The sequence below is a fragment of the Mesorhizobium sp. WSM1386 genome (assembly GCF_055901595.1).
This window is the reverse complement of the sequence record NZ_CM148373.1, coordinates 3,343,716-3,359,738: the sequence shown is the minus strand read 5'-3', so window position 1 is coordinate 3,359,738 and position 16,023 is coordinate 3,343,716. Positions and strand designations below refer to the sequence as shown.

General features: G+C 64.2%; 12 protein-coding genes. All 12 read right to left on the bottom strand.

Going from position 1 to position 16,023, the window contains the following annotated elements; translation table 11 throughout:
* Positions 1-43: 43 nt before the first annotated feature.
* Complete coding sequence (locus AC0NIH_RS16490; RefSeq protein ID WP_473462083.1) at positions 44-736, bottom strand: DUF2461 domain-containing protein; 693 nt, start codon at positions 734-736, stop codon at positions 44-46.
* Positions 736-2,940: an NAD-dependent DNA ligase LigA gene (gene ligA, locus AC0NIH_RS16485; protein WP_473462085.1), complete on the bottom strand. Its 2,205-nt coding sequence runs from the start codon at positions 2,938-2,940 to the stop codon at positions 736-738. The genes AC0NIH_RS16490 and ligA overlap by 1 nt, the downstream gene beginning before the upstream one ends.
* A 134-nt stretch (positions 2,941-3,074) precedes the next feature.
* Positions 3,075-4,748 carry a DNA repair protein RecN gene (gene recN, locus AC0NIH_RS16480; protein ID WP_473462087.1) on the bottom strand — a complete coding sequence of 558 codons (1,674 nt, stop codon included), beginning with the start codon at positions 4,746-4,748 and terminating at the stop codon, positions 3,075-3,077.
* A 215-nt stretch (positions 4,749-4,963) separates the two neighbouring features.
* Positions 4,964-5,833, bottom strand: a complete 870-nt coding sequence (locus AC0NIH_RS16475) for an outer membrane protein assembly factor BamD (protein ID WP_224686126.1) — start codon at positions 5,831-5,833, stop codon at positions 4,964-4,966.
* Between the two features lie 251 nt (positions 5,834-6,084).
* Positions 6,085-7,035: a UDP-3-O-acyl-N-acetylglucosamine deacetylase gene (gene lpxC, locus AC0NIH_RS16470; RefSeq protein WP_473462090.1), complete on the bottom strand. Its 951-nt coding sequence runs from the start codon at positions 7,033-7,035 to the stop codon at positions 6,085-6,087.
* 280 nt (positions 7,036-7,315) lie between these two features.
* A complete protein-coding gene (ftsZ, locus tag AC0NIH_RS16465) occupies positions 7,316-9,004 on the bottom strand; it encodes a cell division protein FtsZ (protein ID WP_023765122.1) in 1,689 nt (562 codons plus the stop codon).
* Positions 9,005-9,070: 66 nt separating this feature from the next.
* On the bottom strand, positions 9,071-10,378 hold the full coding sequence (gene ftsA / locus AC0NIH_RS16460) for a cell division protein FtsA (protein WP_013894675.1): 1,308 nt from the start codon (positions 10,376-10,378) through the stop codon (positions 9,071-9,073).
* Entirely contained in the window at positions 10,375-11,316 is a 942-nt protein-coding gene (locus AC0NIH_RS16455; protein ID WP_473462094.1) for a cell division protein FtsQ/DivIB, read from the bottom strand. The genes ftsA and AC0NIH_RS16455 overlap by 4 nt, the downstream gene beginning before the upstream one ends.
* On the bottom strand, positions 11,304-12,230 hold the full coding sequence (locus tag AC0NIH_RS16450; RefSeq protein ID WP_224731009.1) for a D-alanine--D-alanine ligase: 927 nt from the start codon (positions 12,228-12,230) through the stop codon (positions 11,304-11,306). The genes AC0NIH_RS16455 and AC0NIH_RS16450 overlap by 13 nt, the downstream gene beginning before the upstream one ends.
* 300 nt (positions 12,231-12,530) lie before the next feature.
* Positions 12,531-13,496, bottom strand: a complete 966-nt coding sequence (murB, locus tag AC0NIH_RS16445) for a UDP-N-acetylmuramate dehydrogenase (protein WP_473462097.1) — start codon at positions 13,494-13,496, stop codon at positions 12,531-12,533.
* Complete coding sequence (murC, locus tag AC0NIH_RS16440; RefSeq protein WP_224686131.1) at positions 13,493-14,899, bottom strand: UDP-N-acetylmuramate--L-alanine ligase; 1,407 nt, start codon at positions 14,897-14,899, stop codon at positions 13,493-13,495. Before murC ends, murB begins: the two co-directional genes overlap by 4 nt.
* Positions 14,896-16,023, bottom strand: coding sequence for an undecaprenyldiphospho-muramoylpentapeptide beta-N-acetylglucosaminyltransferase (murG, locus tag AC0NIH_RS16435; protein ID WP_023778040.1), 1,128 nt, complete (start codon positions 16,021-16,023; stop codon positions 14,896-14,898). The genes murC and murG overlap by 4 nt, the downstream gene beginning before the upstream one ends.

Genomic DNA, 16,023 nt, shown 5'->3' with positions numbered 1-16,023 from the left:
CAAACGATCAGCGGAAATGATCGTGGCGGCGTTCGAGTAACGCTTAATCCCTCTCGGTTTTGCCCTCGATCGCCCTGCCCCAATCGAGCAGCGGCTTGGCGCGCAAGGTGAAATCGACGAGCTCCTCGACCAGTTCCGGCCCGTGAATGCCGGCCGGATCGATCACGTGGCGAACGACGAAATGCCGGTTGCGAATGGCCGCGGCAAGGTCTTTGTCGATGACGTGTTCGAAGCCGCGCGGCGTGCGTTTCATGGCGCCTTCGGTATCGAGTTCGAGGCCATTCTTGTTCAACGCCTTCACCATGGCGCGAAACCTCTCGGGCCATGTCTCGATGGAACGGCGTATCGCCAGCAGCAGTACCGCCTCCGGCTGCCACCAGGCGACGCCGGCGAAGCAACCCTCCAGGCCGATATGCACGTAGAACACGCCTTGTTCCATCTTGGTGCCGTCGGGCGAAAGGATTGCCGACAGGTGGCGGTTGTAGGGTCGCTTATCCCTAGCGAAGCGCACGTCGCGATTGATGCGAAACAGCGACTTCTTGCGGTCGCCGCGCAAACCCAGCCCCGCCTCCGCAAAACGCGACGTCAGCGTGTCGACGAGATCGCCCAGTGGATCGCGCAATTCCGTTTCGAACAGGTCGCGGTTCACCAAAAACCATTCCCGGCTCTGGTGGAAATCCAGCGCCTTCAGGAACGGAATGGCCTTTTGGCCGAACCCTTTGAAGGTGCTTTCCATCAGGACTTGCCGACCCGCTGCAGCCAGGTGTCCTCGTCGATGACCTCGACGCCGAGTTCGCTGGCAAGCTTGAGTTTCGAGCCCGCACCAGGCCCGGCCACCAGCAGGTCGGTCTTCGCCGAAACCGAGCCGGCGACCTTGGCGCCGAGCCGTTCGGCCATCGCCTTGGCTTCGGAGCGGGTCATCTTCTCCAGCGTGCCGGTGAACACGATCGTCTTGCCGGCAACCTCGCTGTCGGCCGAGACGGTGACGATGTACGGCTTCGGCTTGACCTGCTCGAGCAGCTTCTCAAGGACGTCGTCATTGCGCTGATTGCCGAAGAAATCGCGCAGCGCGTCGATCACCGTGTCGCCGATGCCGTTGATCGACGGGAACACGGTGTGCGGATCTTCCGCAGCGGCCGTCTCCTTGCCGACGCGGATCAGTTCCTCGATGGTCGAGAAGGTGCGGGCCAGCAAAGCCGCCGTCGTCTCGCCGATGTGGCGGATGCCCAATGCGAAGATGAAGCGGTCGAGTTCCGGTTCTCGGCGCGAATCGATGGCTGCGAAGAGCTTGTCCAGGCCTTCATAGTTGCGGTCCTCGACGCTGCGGACATTCTTGCGCGTCTTGCCGGATGCCGCCTCGCGCTGCCTGGCCTGCTCCTCGCGCCGCTCGGCCAGCGCCTTGGTGACGGCTGGCCGGCGATCCCTGAGCGTGAAGATATCGGCGGCCGTCTTGATCAATCCGGCATTGAAGAAGGTATCGATGTTTTCCGCGCCAAGGCCTTCGATGTCCAAGGCGCCGCGCGAGACGAAATGGCGCAATCGTTCCACGGCTTGCGCGGCACAGATCAGTTCTCCCGTGCAGCGTCGCCGAGAATCCTCCTTGCCGGTCTTCTCGTTGATTTCGCGCGTCGCCGGCGAACCGCAAACCGGGCAGGTGTGCGGGAACTCGTAAGGGGTAGCGTCGGCCGGACGCTTGTCGATGACGACGCTGACGATCTGCGGAATGACGTCCCCTGCGCGCTGGATCACCACCGTGTCGCCGATGCGCACGTCGATGCCGTCGCGGATCGGCTGGCCATTGCTGTCGAAACCCTTGATGTAATCCTCATTGTGCAGCGTGACGTTCTCGACCACCACGCCGCCGACCGTCACCGGTGCCAGACGCGCCACCGGCGCCAGCGTGCCGGTACGGCCGACCTGAATGTCGATCTTCTGCACGGTCGTCATTGCCTGTTCGGCGGGGAATTTGTGCGCGATAGCCCAGCGCGGTTCGCCGGTGACGAACCCCCACCGGCGCTGCAGTTCCAACTGGTCGACCTTGTAGACGACGCCGTCGATGTCGTAGCCCAGCGAGGAGCGCTGCTCTTCGATCCGGTGATAGTGCGCGACCAGTTCCTCGACAGACTTCGCCCGCACCATCAACGGGCTGATCTTGAACCCCCAATCCGCGAATTTCTGCACGGCGCCGTACTGGGTCGGTGCCGGATCTTCCGTCGTGTAGCCCCAGGCGTAGGCGAAGAATTTGAGGTTACGGCTGGCGGTGACGGAGGCGTCCTTCTGGCGCAGCGAGCCGGCAGCCGTGTTGCGCGGATTGACGTAGTCCTGGCCGCCGGCCGCCGCCGAGCGTGCCTTCAGCGCCTCGAACTCGGCATAGGTCATGTAGACCTCGCCGCGTATCTCGATGATTTCTGGCCAGCCCGAGCCTTTCAGCTTCGCGGGAATGTCGGCGATGGTCCTCAGATTGGCGGTGATGTCCTCACCCACCGCACCGTTGCCACGCGTCGCGCCTTGCACGAACACGCCTTTCTCGTAGCGCAGCGATGCCGACAGCCCGTCGATCTTCGGCTCGGCGGTGAAGGCGATGTCGAGGTCCTTGTCGCGGTCGAAGAACCGCCGGCCGCGCTCGATGAAATCGGTGACGTCCTCGTCGGTATAGGCCTTGGCGAGGCTGAGCATCGGCACCGCGTGGCGCACCTTGGCGAAACCTTCCGCCGGCGCGGCCCCTACCCTGAGCGTCGGCGAATCCTCGCGTACAAGGCCGGGAAAGCGCTCCTCGATGGCCAAGTTTCGACGCCGAAGCGCATCATATTCGGCGTCCGTGATCGTTGGTGCGTCTTCCGTGTGATAACGCCGGTCATGCTCGGCGATCTCCTCGGCCAGCCGCTGGAGCTCGGCTTCGGCCTCACTTTCGCTGAGCGAATCGACAGGTTTTTCGGCCATGTTTTTTGTCCCCGAACGATGCCGCGTCACAATAGAACATGATCCCGAAACGTGGGAACCGGTTTTCGGAAAAGATCATTCCTGACCAGCAGGATGGAGCCATATCCTGACTCGATCCATCACACCGGATATTCCTATGCCGCGTTTGTGTTTTCGCGCAACAACCGCTCGGCGGCGGCGCGTGCCTCATCGGTGATCGTGGCGCCGGCCAGCATGCGGGCGATCTCTTCCTGCCGCGCCGTCCGATCCATCTCGGCAATGCCGGTCGCCACGCGATCGGTGCCGCCCGATTTGGAGATCAGGAAATGCGTCGCCGCGCGCGCCGCCACCTGCGGCGCATGGGTGACCGAGAGCACCTGCACGCGCTTCGACAGCCGCGCCAGCCTTTGACCGATGGCGTCCGCCACGGCGCCGCCCACGCCGGTGTCGATTTCGTCGAAAACCAGCGTCGGCGCCGAGCCACGGTCGGCCAGCGCCACCTTCAGCGCCAGCAGGAAGCGCGACAGCTCGCCACCGGACGCCACCTTCATCATCGGGCCGGGCCGCGTGCCGGGGTTGGTGCGCACCCAGAACTCGATCTGGTCGATGCCCTCTTCCATGCGGGTCTCGGCCTCGCTCTTCATCTCGACGATGAAGGCGGCGCGCTCGAGCTTCAGCGCCGGCAGTTCGGCCATGACGGCCTTGGTCAGGCCGATCGCCGCCGCGTGGCGCAGCGAGGAGAGCTGTGCGGCGGCGATGTCATAGGCCTCGCACGCGGCAGCGGCCTGCTTTTCCAGTCCATGCAGGCGTTCCTCGCCGGCATCGAGATCGGCAAGATCGGCAACCATCGTGTCACGCAACTGCGCCAGGTCATCGACGGCAACGCTGTGCTTGCGTGACGCGGCACGCAGCGAAAATAGCCGCTCCTCCGCTTTTTCCAGCCGTTGCGGATCATATTCGGTGGCCCGCAATGCGGCCTCGACGCCCGACTGCGCCGCGTCGAGCGACAGCATCGCCTCGTCCAGCGACTTGACCACGTCCTCGAGCAGGCCGGGCGCCTCCGTTGCCTTGCGTTGCAGGCGTCTCAGCAGGCTGGCCAGTTGTGGCAACGGCGAGGACGGGCCGGACAACACGTCCTGCGCGTCATGGATTTCGGACGCGATCTTCTCGGCGCGCATCATGTGGGCGCGCAATTCGGCAAGTTCCGTTTCCTCGCCGGGCTGCGGATCGAGCCTGGTCAGCTCAGTGACCGCCGCGCGCAGATAGTCGGCCTCGCGCGCCGCCGCCGCCACCTTGGCTCGGTGGCGCGTAAGCTCCTGCTCGCAGGCGCGCCAGTCCCGCCATGCCTCGCCGGTCGAACGAACGGCGCCGAGATGGCCACCGAAAGCGTCGAGCACGTCGCGATGGGCACCGGGATCGACCAGGGCCCGTTCATCGTGCTGGCCGTGGATCTCGACCAGTGCGTGGCCGACATCGCGCATCAAGGTCACGCTGGATGGCTGGTCGTTGACGAACACCCGGGTGCGGCCGTCCGCCGTCTGCACGCGGCGCAGGATGATGTCCCCATCATCCTCGATGGCATTTTCGGCAAGCAGCGCGCGCACCGGATGGTTGCGCGGCACATCGAACACGGCGATGACCTGGCCTTGCGCCGCGCCATGGCGCACCAGCGAGGCATCGCCGCGCGCGCCGAGCGCCAGCGACAAAGCATCGAGCAGGATGGATTTGCCGGCACCGGTTTCGCCGGTCAGCACGGACAGACCGGGCTGGAAGTCGATATCCAGCTTCTCGATCAGGACGATATCGCGGATCGATAGTCTGGCAAGCATCAGAACCCGGACCTCAAGCAATTCCAGGAAAAGTGCGTAGCGGTTTTCCCACGGGAATTGCGTAGAACAAAAAGTTAGGACGGCTCAGCGCTTCAATCAAACCACCGAACCGCCATGGAGCGGCATGCGACCAGTGGAGTCGCAGCGCCGCACTATCTTTTTGTTTCAGCGTCGGATCAATCCAAAAACGCGCGCTTCGGTTCGAGGCCTGGCGGTCAGGCGCCGGTGATCAGTTTTCCGGCCTTCGATATCCACGATCCGGCATTCTCGCGCGGTGCAAGCCCGTTGCTCTGCAGCAGCTTGTAGGAATCCTTGTACCATGGGCTGTCGGGATAGTTGGTGCCGAGCACAGCGGCGGCCGTCTGGGCCTCCGAGGTCAACCCCATCGCGTAATAGCTTTCGGTGAGACGGGCGAGTGCTTCCTCGACATGGCGCGTATTGGAATAGTTCTCCACCACGGTGCGGAAGCGCTTGACGGCAGCGATGTATTCGCGGCGCTCCAGATAATAGCGGCCGATCTGCATTTCCTTGCCGGCGAGCTGGTCGTTGGCGAAGCGGATCTTCTCCTTGGCGTCGTCGACATATTCCGAAGTCGGCCAGCGCGTGACCAGATCCTGCATCGTCTGCAAGGTCTGGCGTGCTTCCTTCTGATCCTGCGTCACGTCCTTGATCTGGCGGTAGTAGCTGAGACCAATGATGTACTGCGCATAGGGCGCGTCCTCGGTGGACGGATAAAGCGCCAGATAGCGCTTGGCCGACGAGATCGCTTCGTCGTAGCTGCCTTTGCGATAGTCGGCGAAGGCGCCCATCACCATCGATTTGCGGGCCCATTCCGAATAGGGATGCTGGCGGTCGACAGCGTCGAACTTCTTGCTCGCCTCGTCCAGGCGACCGGCATTCAGATTGGCGAGACCCTGGTTGTAGAGAACGTCGGCCGGCTCCGTCTGGTCGACATAGGTCGACAGGTCGATGTCTTTCTCGGACGACATGCAGGCCGACAGAAAGAGCGATGGAACAACCACCGAAAGCGCCAGGAAAACAGACCGCTGCGGCGCTTTCGATTGACCGACTCGCTTGAAAAACATGATTGGATTGCGCCCTTTCGGCGTTATTTTAATGCCTCTTGCATGCTGTTGTCCCAAAACTGGTCCCCACTTTTGAGCGACATGCACTAATCGACGGCAGCAGCCATAGACCATAACCGCCTTGCCCGGCAACGCTATGTCCAGCCAATCGCGCATTTTTGTGGCGGCTGGTCCGAGTCGGATTATCGCTGCGATTTCGCCGGCGGGTGGTGCATTCATGCAACACTCACCGTCCCGAAACGTCGAGGAATTCAGATCATCCAGGGTGCGTAGAGCGGCGCATTGACGGCGCTCATCTCGGCGGCGCGGCCGCGCTCGCGGCGCGTCGTCTCGACGATTTCGAAAGCCGTGCGGTCCGACAGCAGCCGCCGCAGCGCCGCGGCGTTCAACCTGTGGCCGCCGCGATAGGAGCGGAAACAGCCGATGAAGCGGGCGCCGGCCAGCGCCAGGTCGCCCATGGCGTCGAGCGTCTTGTGGCGCACGAATTCGTTGGGGAAGCGCAAGCCCCCTATGTTGATGACGCGGTTGTCGTCACCGATCACCAGCGAATTCTCAAGCGAGGATCCCAGCGCATAGCCGGCGGCCCACAGCCGCTCGACATCCTTCATGAAGCCGAAGGTGCGAGCCCGCGCGATGTCGCGGCGAAAAATGTCCGCATTGATGTCGGAAGCGAAGAGTTGGCGTCCGATCGCCGGGCTTTCGAAGTCGATCTCGACCTCGAAACGGGTGCCGTCATAGGGCCTGAACTCGGCCCAGGAAGCACCGTTTTCGATGCGGACCGGCTTGACGACCCTGATGTAGCGCCGCTTGACCGGCAAGGTCTCGATGCCCGCCTGGTCGATGGCTTCCACGAACGCCATGGCGCTGCCGTCGAGGATGGGAACCTCGTGACCGTCGATCTCGATGAGGACATTGTCGATGCCGAGGCCTAACAAAGCGGCCATGATGTGCTCGACGGTGGCGATATGCTCGCCTGCCGGATCGCCAAGCATGGTGCACAGGTCGGTGGCGCCGATCTCGGAAAACAGGGCGCGGAACTCACGGCCCTGCCCCTCCTCGCTGACAAGCTGGAACACGATGCCGGTATCGGCATCCGCGGGCACGAAACTGACGGAAACTTCTTTGCCGCTGTGAACGCCGGTGCCCGTAAGCGACGCGCGCGCCTTCACTGTCGTCTGGTAGTCGTGCAAGACAATCCCCATAAGCCCGTAATGCCTAGGTCCGCTTCTCCAGCCCGAGGGCGCGGCTCTTGTTGAATCGGCTGGCAGGGCGACTTCCCCCGAAATCCCGGCAGACCGACTGTGGTAGGCAGCGAAGATAGTGTCCCGGCAGGGAGACTCCAAATCACGGTTTCTTACTCTTTGTAACCGCGAATAGGAATTCAAACGGCGTCGTAAGCCCTTGTTTTTGCGACGGTTTAAACGTTAACAGGCAAGCAATTTCTTGCTTGCCTGTTAACAATTGTTACAGTCCGTTAACCGCTCAGTTGGCCTGGCGGCGCAGGAACGCCGGAATCTCCAACTGATCGTCGTCCTGAGTCGCCCGCGTCTGCGGCGTCAGGCGGCCCTGGTCGTCCAGCTGGCCGCGGCGCGGCGCGTAGAGCTGGGCGTCCTGGCTGGCGAGACGGCGCACTTCCGGTGCCGCCTGGCGCAGCTTGGGCTCGCGCGGTTGCGCCGGCTGCAGCCGTGCGGGCTCCTCCTCGCGGCGGGTCAGGCCGTTGGTCAGGCGCTTCAACAGGCCCATCGGCCCGCTGTTGTTCTCATGGTCGGCCGGGCGGCTCTTGGCGTCCACCTCGGCCTTCACGACCGGCGGAAAGTCCTCGACGCGCGGCATGCGCTGCGGCGCCATCGCCACCGGCTGTTGCACCTCACGCAGCATTTCGCGCGGCTGCGGAGCCGGCTGCATCATCTGCTGGACCACCGGCTGTGCCATCGGCTGCGGCTGTGCCGGCGGCGCCTGGAAGATCTTGCTCTGCGGACGGAAATCGTCCGCATGGGCGACAGGTGCCGGACGAGCCTGCGCCATGGCCGCGGCGTTTGCCTCGGCGAGCTGGATGGCTTCGGCGACCGGGTCCGCTGCGCGCGGCTCGTAGGCGGTCTGCTGCACCGGCGCCGGGCGGCTTTCCACCGCTGCCACGGCCGGACGGGCGGCCGGCTTCTGCGGTGCGGTGCGGATCGCGATCGGCGCGGCGGCGATTTCAGCCGCCGACTTGTCGATGCCGGTTGCGACCACCGAGACGCGGATGACGCCTTCGAGTTCTTCGTCGAAGGTGGCGCCCAGGATGATGTTGGCGTCCTGGTCGACTTCCTCGCGGATACGGGTCGCCGCTTCGTCGACCTCGAACAGGGTGAGGTCGCGACCGCCGGTGATCGAGATCAGCAGGCCCTTGGCGCCCCTCATCGACGTCTCGTCGAGCAGCGGGTTGGCGATCGCTGCCTCGGCGGCGGCCATTGCGCGACCCTCGCCCGAAGCTTCGCCGGTGCCCATCATGGCCTTGCCCATCTCGCGCATCACCGAACGCACGTCGGCGAAGTCGAGGTTGATCAGGCCTTCCTTGACCATCAGGTCGGTGATGCAGGCAACGCCGGAATAGAGCACCTGGTCGGCCATGGCGAAGGCGTCGGCGAAGGTGGTCTTGTCATTGGCCAGCCGGAACAGGTTCTGGTTGGGGATGACGATCAGGGTGTCGACGCATTTCTGCAGTTCCTCGATGCCGAGGTCGGCCGTCTTCATGCGGCGCTGGCCTTCGAAATGGAACGGCTTGGTGACGACGCCGACGGTGAGGATGCCCCTTTCGCGGGCGGCCCGCGCCACGACCGGAGCAGCACCGGTACCCGTGCCGCCGCCCATGCCCGCGGTGACGAAGCACATATGGGTGTTGGACAGGTGATCGATGATCTCGTCGATGCACTCTTCGGCCGCCGCACGGCCGACTTCAGGCTGCGAGCCGGCGCCGAGACCCTCGGTGACATGCGCGCCAAGCTGGATCAGCCGATCGGCCTTCGACATGGTCAGCGCCTGGGCGTCGGTGTTGGCGACTACGAACTCGACACCGCGCAGACCGGCGGTGATCATGTTGTTGACGGCATTGCCGCCGCCGCCGCCGACGCCGAACACGGTGATGCGGGGCTTAAGCTCGGTGATGTCCGGCTTCTGCAGATTGATGGTCATTGTCTCCGTCCTTTGCCTTTCACGCCGCTTCGCCGCCGCGGCCGCCTATGGGGCTGTCCCCGTCAATTAGAAACTGTCTCTCAACCACTGACTCATGCGATGCAGTTTTCCGCCCGTCCCGGTCATCCTGAGACCGGAAATTCCTTTCGCCGGATGGCTCTCGAAGCTCGCCATCTGCGGATAGATCAAAAGCCCGACGGCGGCCGAAAAGGCTGGCCCCTTCGCCGCCTCGGGCAGGCCCGCCACGCCGAGCGGGCGGCCGATGCGCACATTGCGCCCCAGGATGCGGCGCGCCGCTTCCGGCAGGCCGGCAAGCTGGCTGGCGCCGCCGGTCAAGACGACGCGCTTGCCCACCGCATTGCCGTAGCCGGACTTGTTCAGCCGGTCGCGCAGCAGTTCGAGCGTTTCGTCGATGCGGGCGCGCACGATGCGAGTCATCACCGAACGCGGTATCTGCAGCGGCACGTCGCCATCGTCCCCGATCGGCTGGATCGAGACCAGGTCGCGGTCGTCGGCACTGCCCGGCAGCGCCGAGCCATGCATCACCTTCAGCCGTTCGGCGGCATCGAGCGAGGTCGAGAGCCCCTTGGCCATGTCGAGCGTGACATGGTTGCCGCCGATGGCGATGGCGTCGCCGTGAACGAACTTGCCTTCCGAAAATACCGAGATCGTCGTCGTGCCGCCGCCCATGTCGATGCAGGCAGCGCCAAGCTCCAGCTCGTCGTCGACAAGTGCCGCCAGCCCGCTGGCATAGGGTGTCGCCACCATTCGCTCGACCGACAAATGCGAGCGGTTGATGGAGAGTTCCAGATTGCGCATCGGGGCGGCGTCACCGGTCAGCACATGCATGTCGACGCCAAGCGCATCGCCGACCATACCGCGCGGGTCGCGCACGCCGCGCTCGGCGTCCAGCGAGAAGCCGACGGGCAGCGAATGGATCACCTCGCGCTCGGCCTTGAGCGCCTGTTTGGCGCCGGCGCCGAGCACGCGCTTGATGTCGGCTTCGTCGGCCTCGTGGCCGCCAAGATTGATGGTCGCGGCGAAAGCTTCGCTCTTCAGCCGGCCGGCGGTCATGTTGACGATAAGCGAATCGACCGTCAGCCCCGCCATGCGCTCGGCAGCGTCGACGGACAGCCGGATAGCATGCTCGGCCCGGTCGAGATCGACGACCACGCCAGACTTCACGCCTTGCGATTTCTGATGGCCGATACCGATCACCTGGATCCGGTGCGAGCGGCCGCGCAGCAGCTTGCCGTCATCGCACGGCTTCAGCTTCGCCACCATGCAGCAGACCTTGTTCGAGCCGACATCCAGCACCGTCAGGGTGCCGGAACGGCGCGACGAGGCATCGCCATGACCGCCAAGCCAGCTCATATCTTCGTCTCCGGCTTACGCTTGAGGGTTTTCGGCTTCTCGTTGAGTGCGGCCTCGCGCTGCGTCACCGCCTCGGGCGTCAGCTGCACGACCAGCCGGTCGGTCAGGCGCATGTCGACGGCGGCGATGTCGCGCGACAACAGCCCCTTGTCATGGTCCATCTTGACGAGCTCGGCGAGCGCCTGGTCCTCGTCATCCTCGGGCAGCTTGACGGTAATGCCGTTGTCCAGCTTCAGGTCCCAGCGCCGCTCACCGACACGGATGTAGCCTTTCACGCGGGAAGCAAGATCCGGATACTTTTCGATCTTGGCCAGGAAGTCCGGCGCCTTGGCCGGCGCACCGGTCCCGATCAGCAACGGCAGCAGCACCTGCTTGCCGCCCGAGAACGGCGCGATGACGGCGCCATCCTTCTCGATGACCGAAAGAGCATCGCCCTGCTGCCAGAGCGCGAACGCCTCGCGCTCCCCAACGCGCACTTCCAATGTGTGGGGATAGACCTTGCGCACCGCTGCGACCTCGATCCACGGCAGACCCGAGATGCGCTCGCGCGCGGCCTCCGCGTCGAAGCCGATCAGCGACGTCCAGCCATCCAGTTCGAGCCTGTCGAGAATATCGATCTCCGAGGTCTGTCGGTTGCCGACCACCTTGACCTGATCGACGGCGAAGCCGGTTCGGGCGGTAATGCTCTGGATGATGCCGTCGGCATGGCCGCCAAGATAGGCGCCATAGGCGCCGCTCGAAGCGAGCAGCACGGCGGACATCATCGCGGCTGAGAAACGCGGCGCCTGGAACTCGCCGTCACCCAGGCGCGCCAGGATGCGCACCGGGCGGCGAAGCATGCGCGGCAGGACGAAATGGTCGAACGAAAGCGACAGGCCAAGCAGCGACGGCCCGGCCGCGCCCTTCCCCTTGCTCTGTCCCCATTTCAACGCAGACACGAAGCGTCCTCCACCATCCAACTCAACAGATCGCCAAACGAGTGCCCGGCATGGGCGGCGATTTCAGGCACCAAGGACGTCGGTGTCATGCCCGGTTGGGTATTGACCTCGAGCCATACAACCTCGCCATTTTCGGAGTGACGATCGTCATAACGGAAGTCCGACCGGGAAACGCCCCGACAGCCGATCACTTGGTGAGCCTTGAGCGCCAGTGTTTGTATTTTTTGGTAAATATTCGGTGAAACTTTTGCGGGGCATTCGTGCTTTGATCCGCCAGCGACATATTTTGAATCATAGTCGTAGAAGGAATGGCCGGTCGGGATGATCTCGCAGACCCCGAGCGCGACATCGCCCATCACCGCGCAGGTCAGTTCCCGGCCGTGGATGTAGCGCTCGACCATGACCGTATCGCCATATTTCCACTCGGACGAACCGATGACCTGCGGCGGATGCGACTGGCCCTCGCTCACGATGACGACACCGAAGCTCGAGCCCTCGCTGACCGGCTTGACCACATAGGGCGGCTTCATCGGATGCTTGTCCTGGATGGCGAAGCGGCTGGTGACCTTCGATTCGGCTACAGGCATGCCGACCGATTTGGCAACTCGCTTGGCCTGCTCCTTGTTCATGGCCAACGCCGAGGCGAGCACGCCCGAATGGGTGTAGGGAATGGCGAGATATTCGAGGATGCCCTGGATTGTGCCATCCTCGCCGAACGGACCATGCAGCGCATTGAAAGCGACATCGGGCTTGAGTTCGGCGAGCACCGAGCCGACATCGCGCCCGACATCGACACGCGTGACCTGGTAGCCTTCCTTCTCGAGTTCATCGGCGCAAGCCTTTCCCGAAGACAGGGACACGGGCCGCTCGGACGAGAAACCTCCCAGCAGTACGGCCACATGCTTGCTCTTCATTCCCCGTCATCCCCTCTCGTGGCGGACCAAAACCAGGATTTCCGCAACATTGAGTCCGAGTCTCCCGGCAGGTTGCCCCCCAGACGGAAAACGCGGGTAACGCGTCGAACGACTCAAATCAGGAAACGCTTTCGAGCAGAGAATCAGAGAGTTGATTCACTGGCAAGTGCTTATGATTCCGAGAGATTCACTTTCTGAGAAAATCGCTGCGAAAACCGCGTCGGTGAGTCCTGGGAGCAACGGTTTTGCGCGTTTGGGGAACACGTTGAAGTTCATGCATCACATGAACTTCAACGGCGGCTACAGGAGTTGACCGAGAAACTCCTGCACGGCATGCCCGGAGCGGAAATTGCCGATGCGCTTGATCTCCCAGTGCAGGCGGATGCCCGAATGTTCGAGCACGCGGGCACGCACGGTCTCGCCGAGATATTCGAGATCGTAACCGGTCGCAGTGCCAGTGTTGATCATGAAGTTGCAGTGCATCGGCGACATCTGTGCACCGCCGATCATCAGGCCGCGGCAGCCTGCCTTGTCGATCTCCTTCCAGGCCGACGTGCCTTCCGGATTCTTGAAGGTGGAGCCGCCGGTCTTTTCGCGGATCGGCTGCACGGTCTCGCGGTGGTTCTGGACTGCATCCATCGCCGCCTTGATCACCGCCTTCTCCTCGGCAAAGCCTTCGAACACCGCCGAAGTGAAGATCAGCCCGGACGGGGCTCCGGAATGGCGATAGGCATAGCCCATCTCGGCATTGCTCAACGTCAGGAGATTGCCCTTGCGGTCGAGCGCCCGCACCTCGACGACGCGCTCGCGTGTCTCGACACCATTGGCACCGGCATTCATCCTCAGCGCCCCGCCAATGGCGCCTGGGATGCCGTGGTAGAAATGGAAGCCGCCAATGCCTGCCTCGAGCGCCGCCGCGGCTACCCGCTTGTCGGGCGTGGCCGCGCCGGCCTTGATCCTGATCGGCGAAATGACTTCGGCCTCGCCAAAGCCCTTGGCTGAAAGCCGGATGACAAAGCCGGGAATGCCGCCGTCGCGGACCAGCAGGTTCGAGCCGACGCCGACGATCGTCAGCGGCACCTCTTCGGGAACCGCCTTGAGGAACGCGGCCAGGTCCTCCTCGTCGGCCGGCTGGAACAGCGCCTCGGCAAGGCCGCCGGCGCGGAACCAGGTGATCTTGTCCATCTCGGCATTCGGCGTGATGCGGCCGCGCAGGCCGGCAAGCCGGTTGCCAAGTCTGTCGATCAAGGCCTGGCCGTGCATCATGAAACAGTCCCGCCGAGCTCCTTGGGCAGCGCGTAGGCCCATTGGGTGATGTTGCCGGCGCCGAGGAAGACGACGAAATCGCCAGGTTTCGCCAGATCGCGGATAACCGGCGCGATCGCCGTCGGCCCCTCTATGTAGCGGGCATCGCGATGGCCGCCGGCACGGATGCGAGACACCAGCTCGTCTGACGTGACACCGTCGATCGGCTCTTCGCCGGCAGCGTAAACCGGGGCGACCATCACCGTGTCGGCGTCGTTGAAGCAGGCGGAGAACTCGTTGAACAGATCATGCAGCCGGGTGAAGCGGTGCGGCTGGGCAATGGCGATGACGCGGCCCTTGGTGGCGCTACGCGCCGCCTTCAGCACCGCAGCGATTTCGACGGGATGGTGGCCATAATCGTCGAACACGTCGACGCCGTTCCACGAGCCGGTATGGGTGAAGCGCCGCTTGACGCCGGCGAAGGACGACAGGCCCTTCTTGATCGCCTCGGCCGACAGGCCAAGTTCGTGCGCGACCGCGATCGCGGCGGTGGCGTTGGAGACGTTGTGACGGCCGGGCATCGGCAGCCGCAGGTCCGATATCGCTGTCTGGCCGCCCGTCTTGCGGTTGCGGATCACCACGTCGAATTCCGAAATGGCGCCGGCCATGCGGTGGTTGGTGAAGCGCACGTCGGCCTGCGCGTTCTCGCCATAGGTGATGACGCGGCGGTCCTCGATCCTGCTGACCAGCGCCTGTACTTCAGGGTGATCGGTACACATCACGCCAAAACCGTAGAACGGCACGTTCTCGACGAACTGGCGGAACGCCTCGCGCACCTTGTCGAAGCTGCCATAGTGATCGAGATGCTCGGGATCGATGTTGGTGACCACCGCGATCTCGGCCGGCAGTTTCAGGAAGGTGCCGTCGCTCTCGTCGGCCTCGACCACCATCCACTCACCATCACCCATGCGGGCATTGGTGCCATAGGCGTTGATGATGCCGCCATTGATGACGGTCGGGTCGAGCCCGCCGGCTTCCAGCAGCGTCGCGACCATCGAGGTCGTCGTCGTCTTGCCATGCGTGCCGCCGATCGCCACCGCCTGGCGGAAGCGCATCAGTTCGGCCAGCATCTCGGCGCGGCGCACGATGGGCAGCAGCTTTTCGCGCGCGGCCTTCAGCTCCGGATTGGATTTCTTGATCGCTGTCGAAACGACCACCACCTCGGCCTCGCCGAGATTCTCGGCCTTGTGGCCGACGAAGCATTCGATGCCCTTGTCGCGCAGCCGTTGCACATTGGCGCTGTCGGCCTGGTCGGACCCTTGCACCTTGTAGCCGAGATTGTGCAGCACTTCGGCGATGCCGCTCATGCCGATGCCGCCAATACCGATGAAATGCACAAGGCCGATGGTCTGCGGCATCTTCATGCGTGCGTCCCCTTCCTGAAATCCGAGACGGTTTTTTCGGACGCAATAGCCTCTGTGAGATCGGCGAGCAACCGTGCCGCGTCCGGTCTGCCGGCCGATTTCGCGCCCGCAGCCATCGCCGCCAGCCGCTCGGGGTTGTCCATCAGCCCACCAATGAGCGCCGCGATGCGCTCGGGCGACAGCGAGGATTGCGGGTGCACCTCGCCGCCTCCGGCAGCGGCAAGGGCCGCCGCGTTCGCCGCCTGGTCATGGTCGAGCGCGTAGGGATAAGGTACCAGCAGCGCCGGCCGGCCGATGACGGCGATCTCCGAAACGGTCGATGCGCCGGAGCGCGAGATCACCAGATGCGCGGTCGCGATGCGCGCCGCCATATCGGTGAAGAAGGGTGAGACCTCGACAGCGACGCCAAGAGCGGCATAGGCGGCCTTCACCCGCGCCACATCATCCGCGCGCGCTTGCTGCGTGATCACAAGCCGCTTGCGCTGCGCATCCGAAAGCAGCGCGACGGCCCCCGGCACGGCGTCGGAAAAGAACTGCGCACCCTGGCTGCCGCCGAACACCAGGAGGCGGAATGGCTGTTCGCCGGCCGATGCCGCATAAGGCGTCCTGGCCGCTTCCAGCACGGCCGGCCGGACCGGATTGCCTGTCGTCACCGTCTTGGCGCCCGCGGCACTCGTATCCTGCGGCAGGAAGCCGCCGGCGATCGCGTCCACGCGGCCGGCCAGCGCCCGGTTGGCGCGCCCCATCACAGCGTTCTGTTCATGGATCAGCGTCGGCACCTTGCGCCGGGTCGCCGCATAGAGCGGCGGCAAGGTCGGATAGCCGCCGAAGCCGACGACCGCATCCGGCTTGATCCTGGCGATGACAGCGGACGCCTGGCGCACGCCGCGCCAGATTTTCCAGAAGGCGCCGAGCATGGCAATGGGGTTCTTCGAGCCCATGGTCGCCGACTGGATGGGATGGATGGCGGCGGCCGGGAAATGGCCGGCAAACCGCTCGGCGCGGTCGTCGGTCGCCAGATGCACCGACCAGCCGCGCTCGTTCAGCTCATGCGCCAGCGCCTCGGCCGGAAACAGGTGTCCGCCGGTTCCGCCCGCCGCAAGAAGGATGACGCCTCTCGCCAT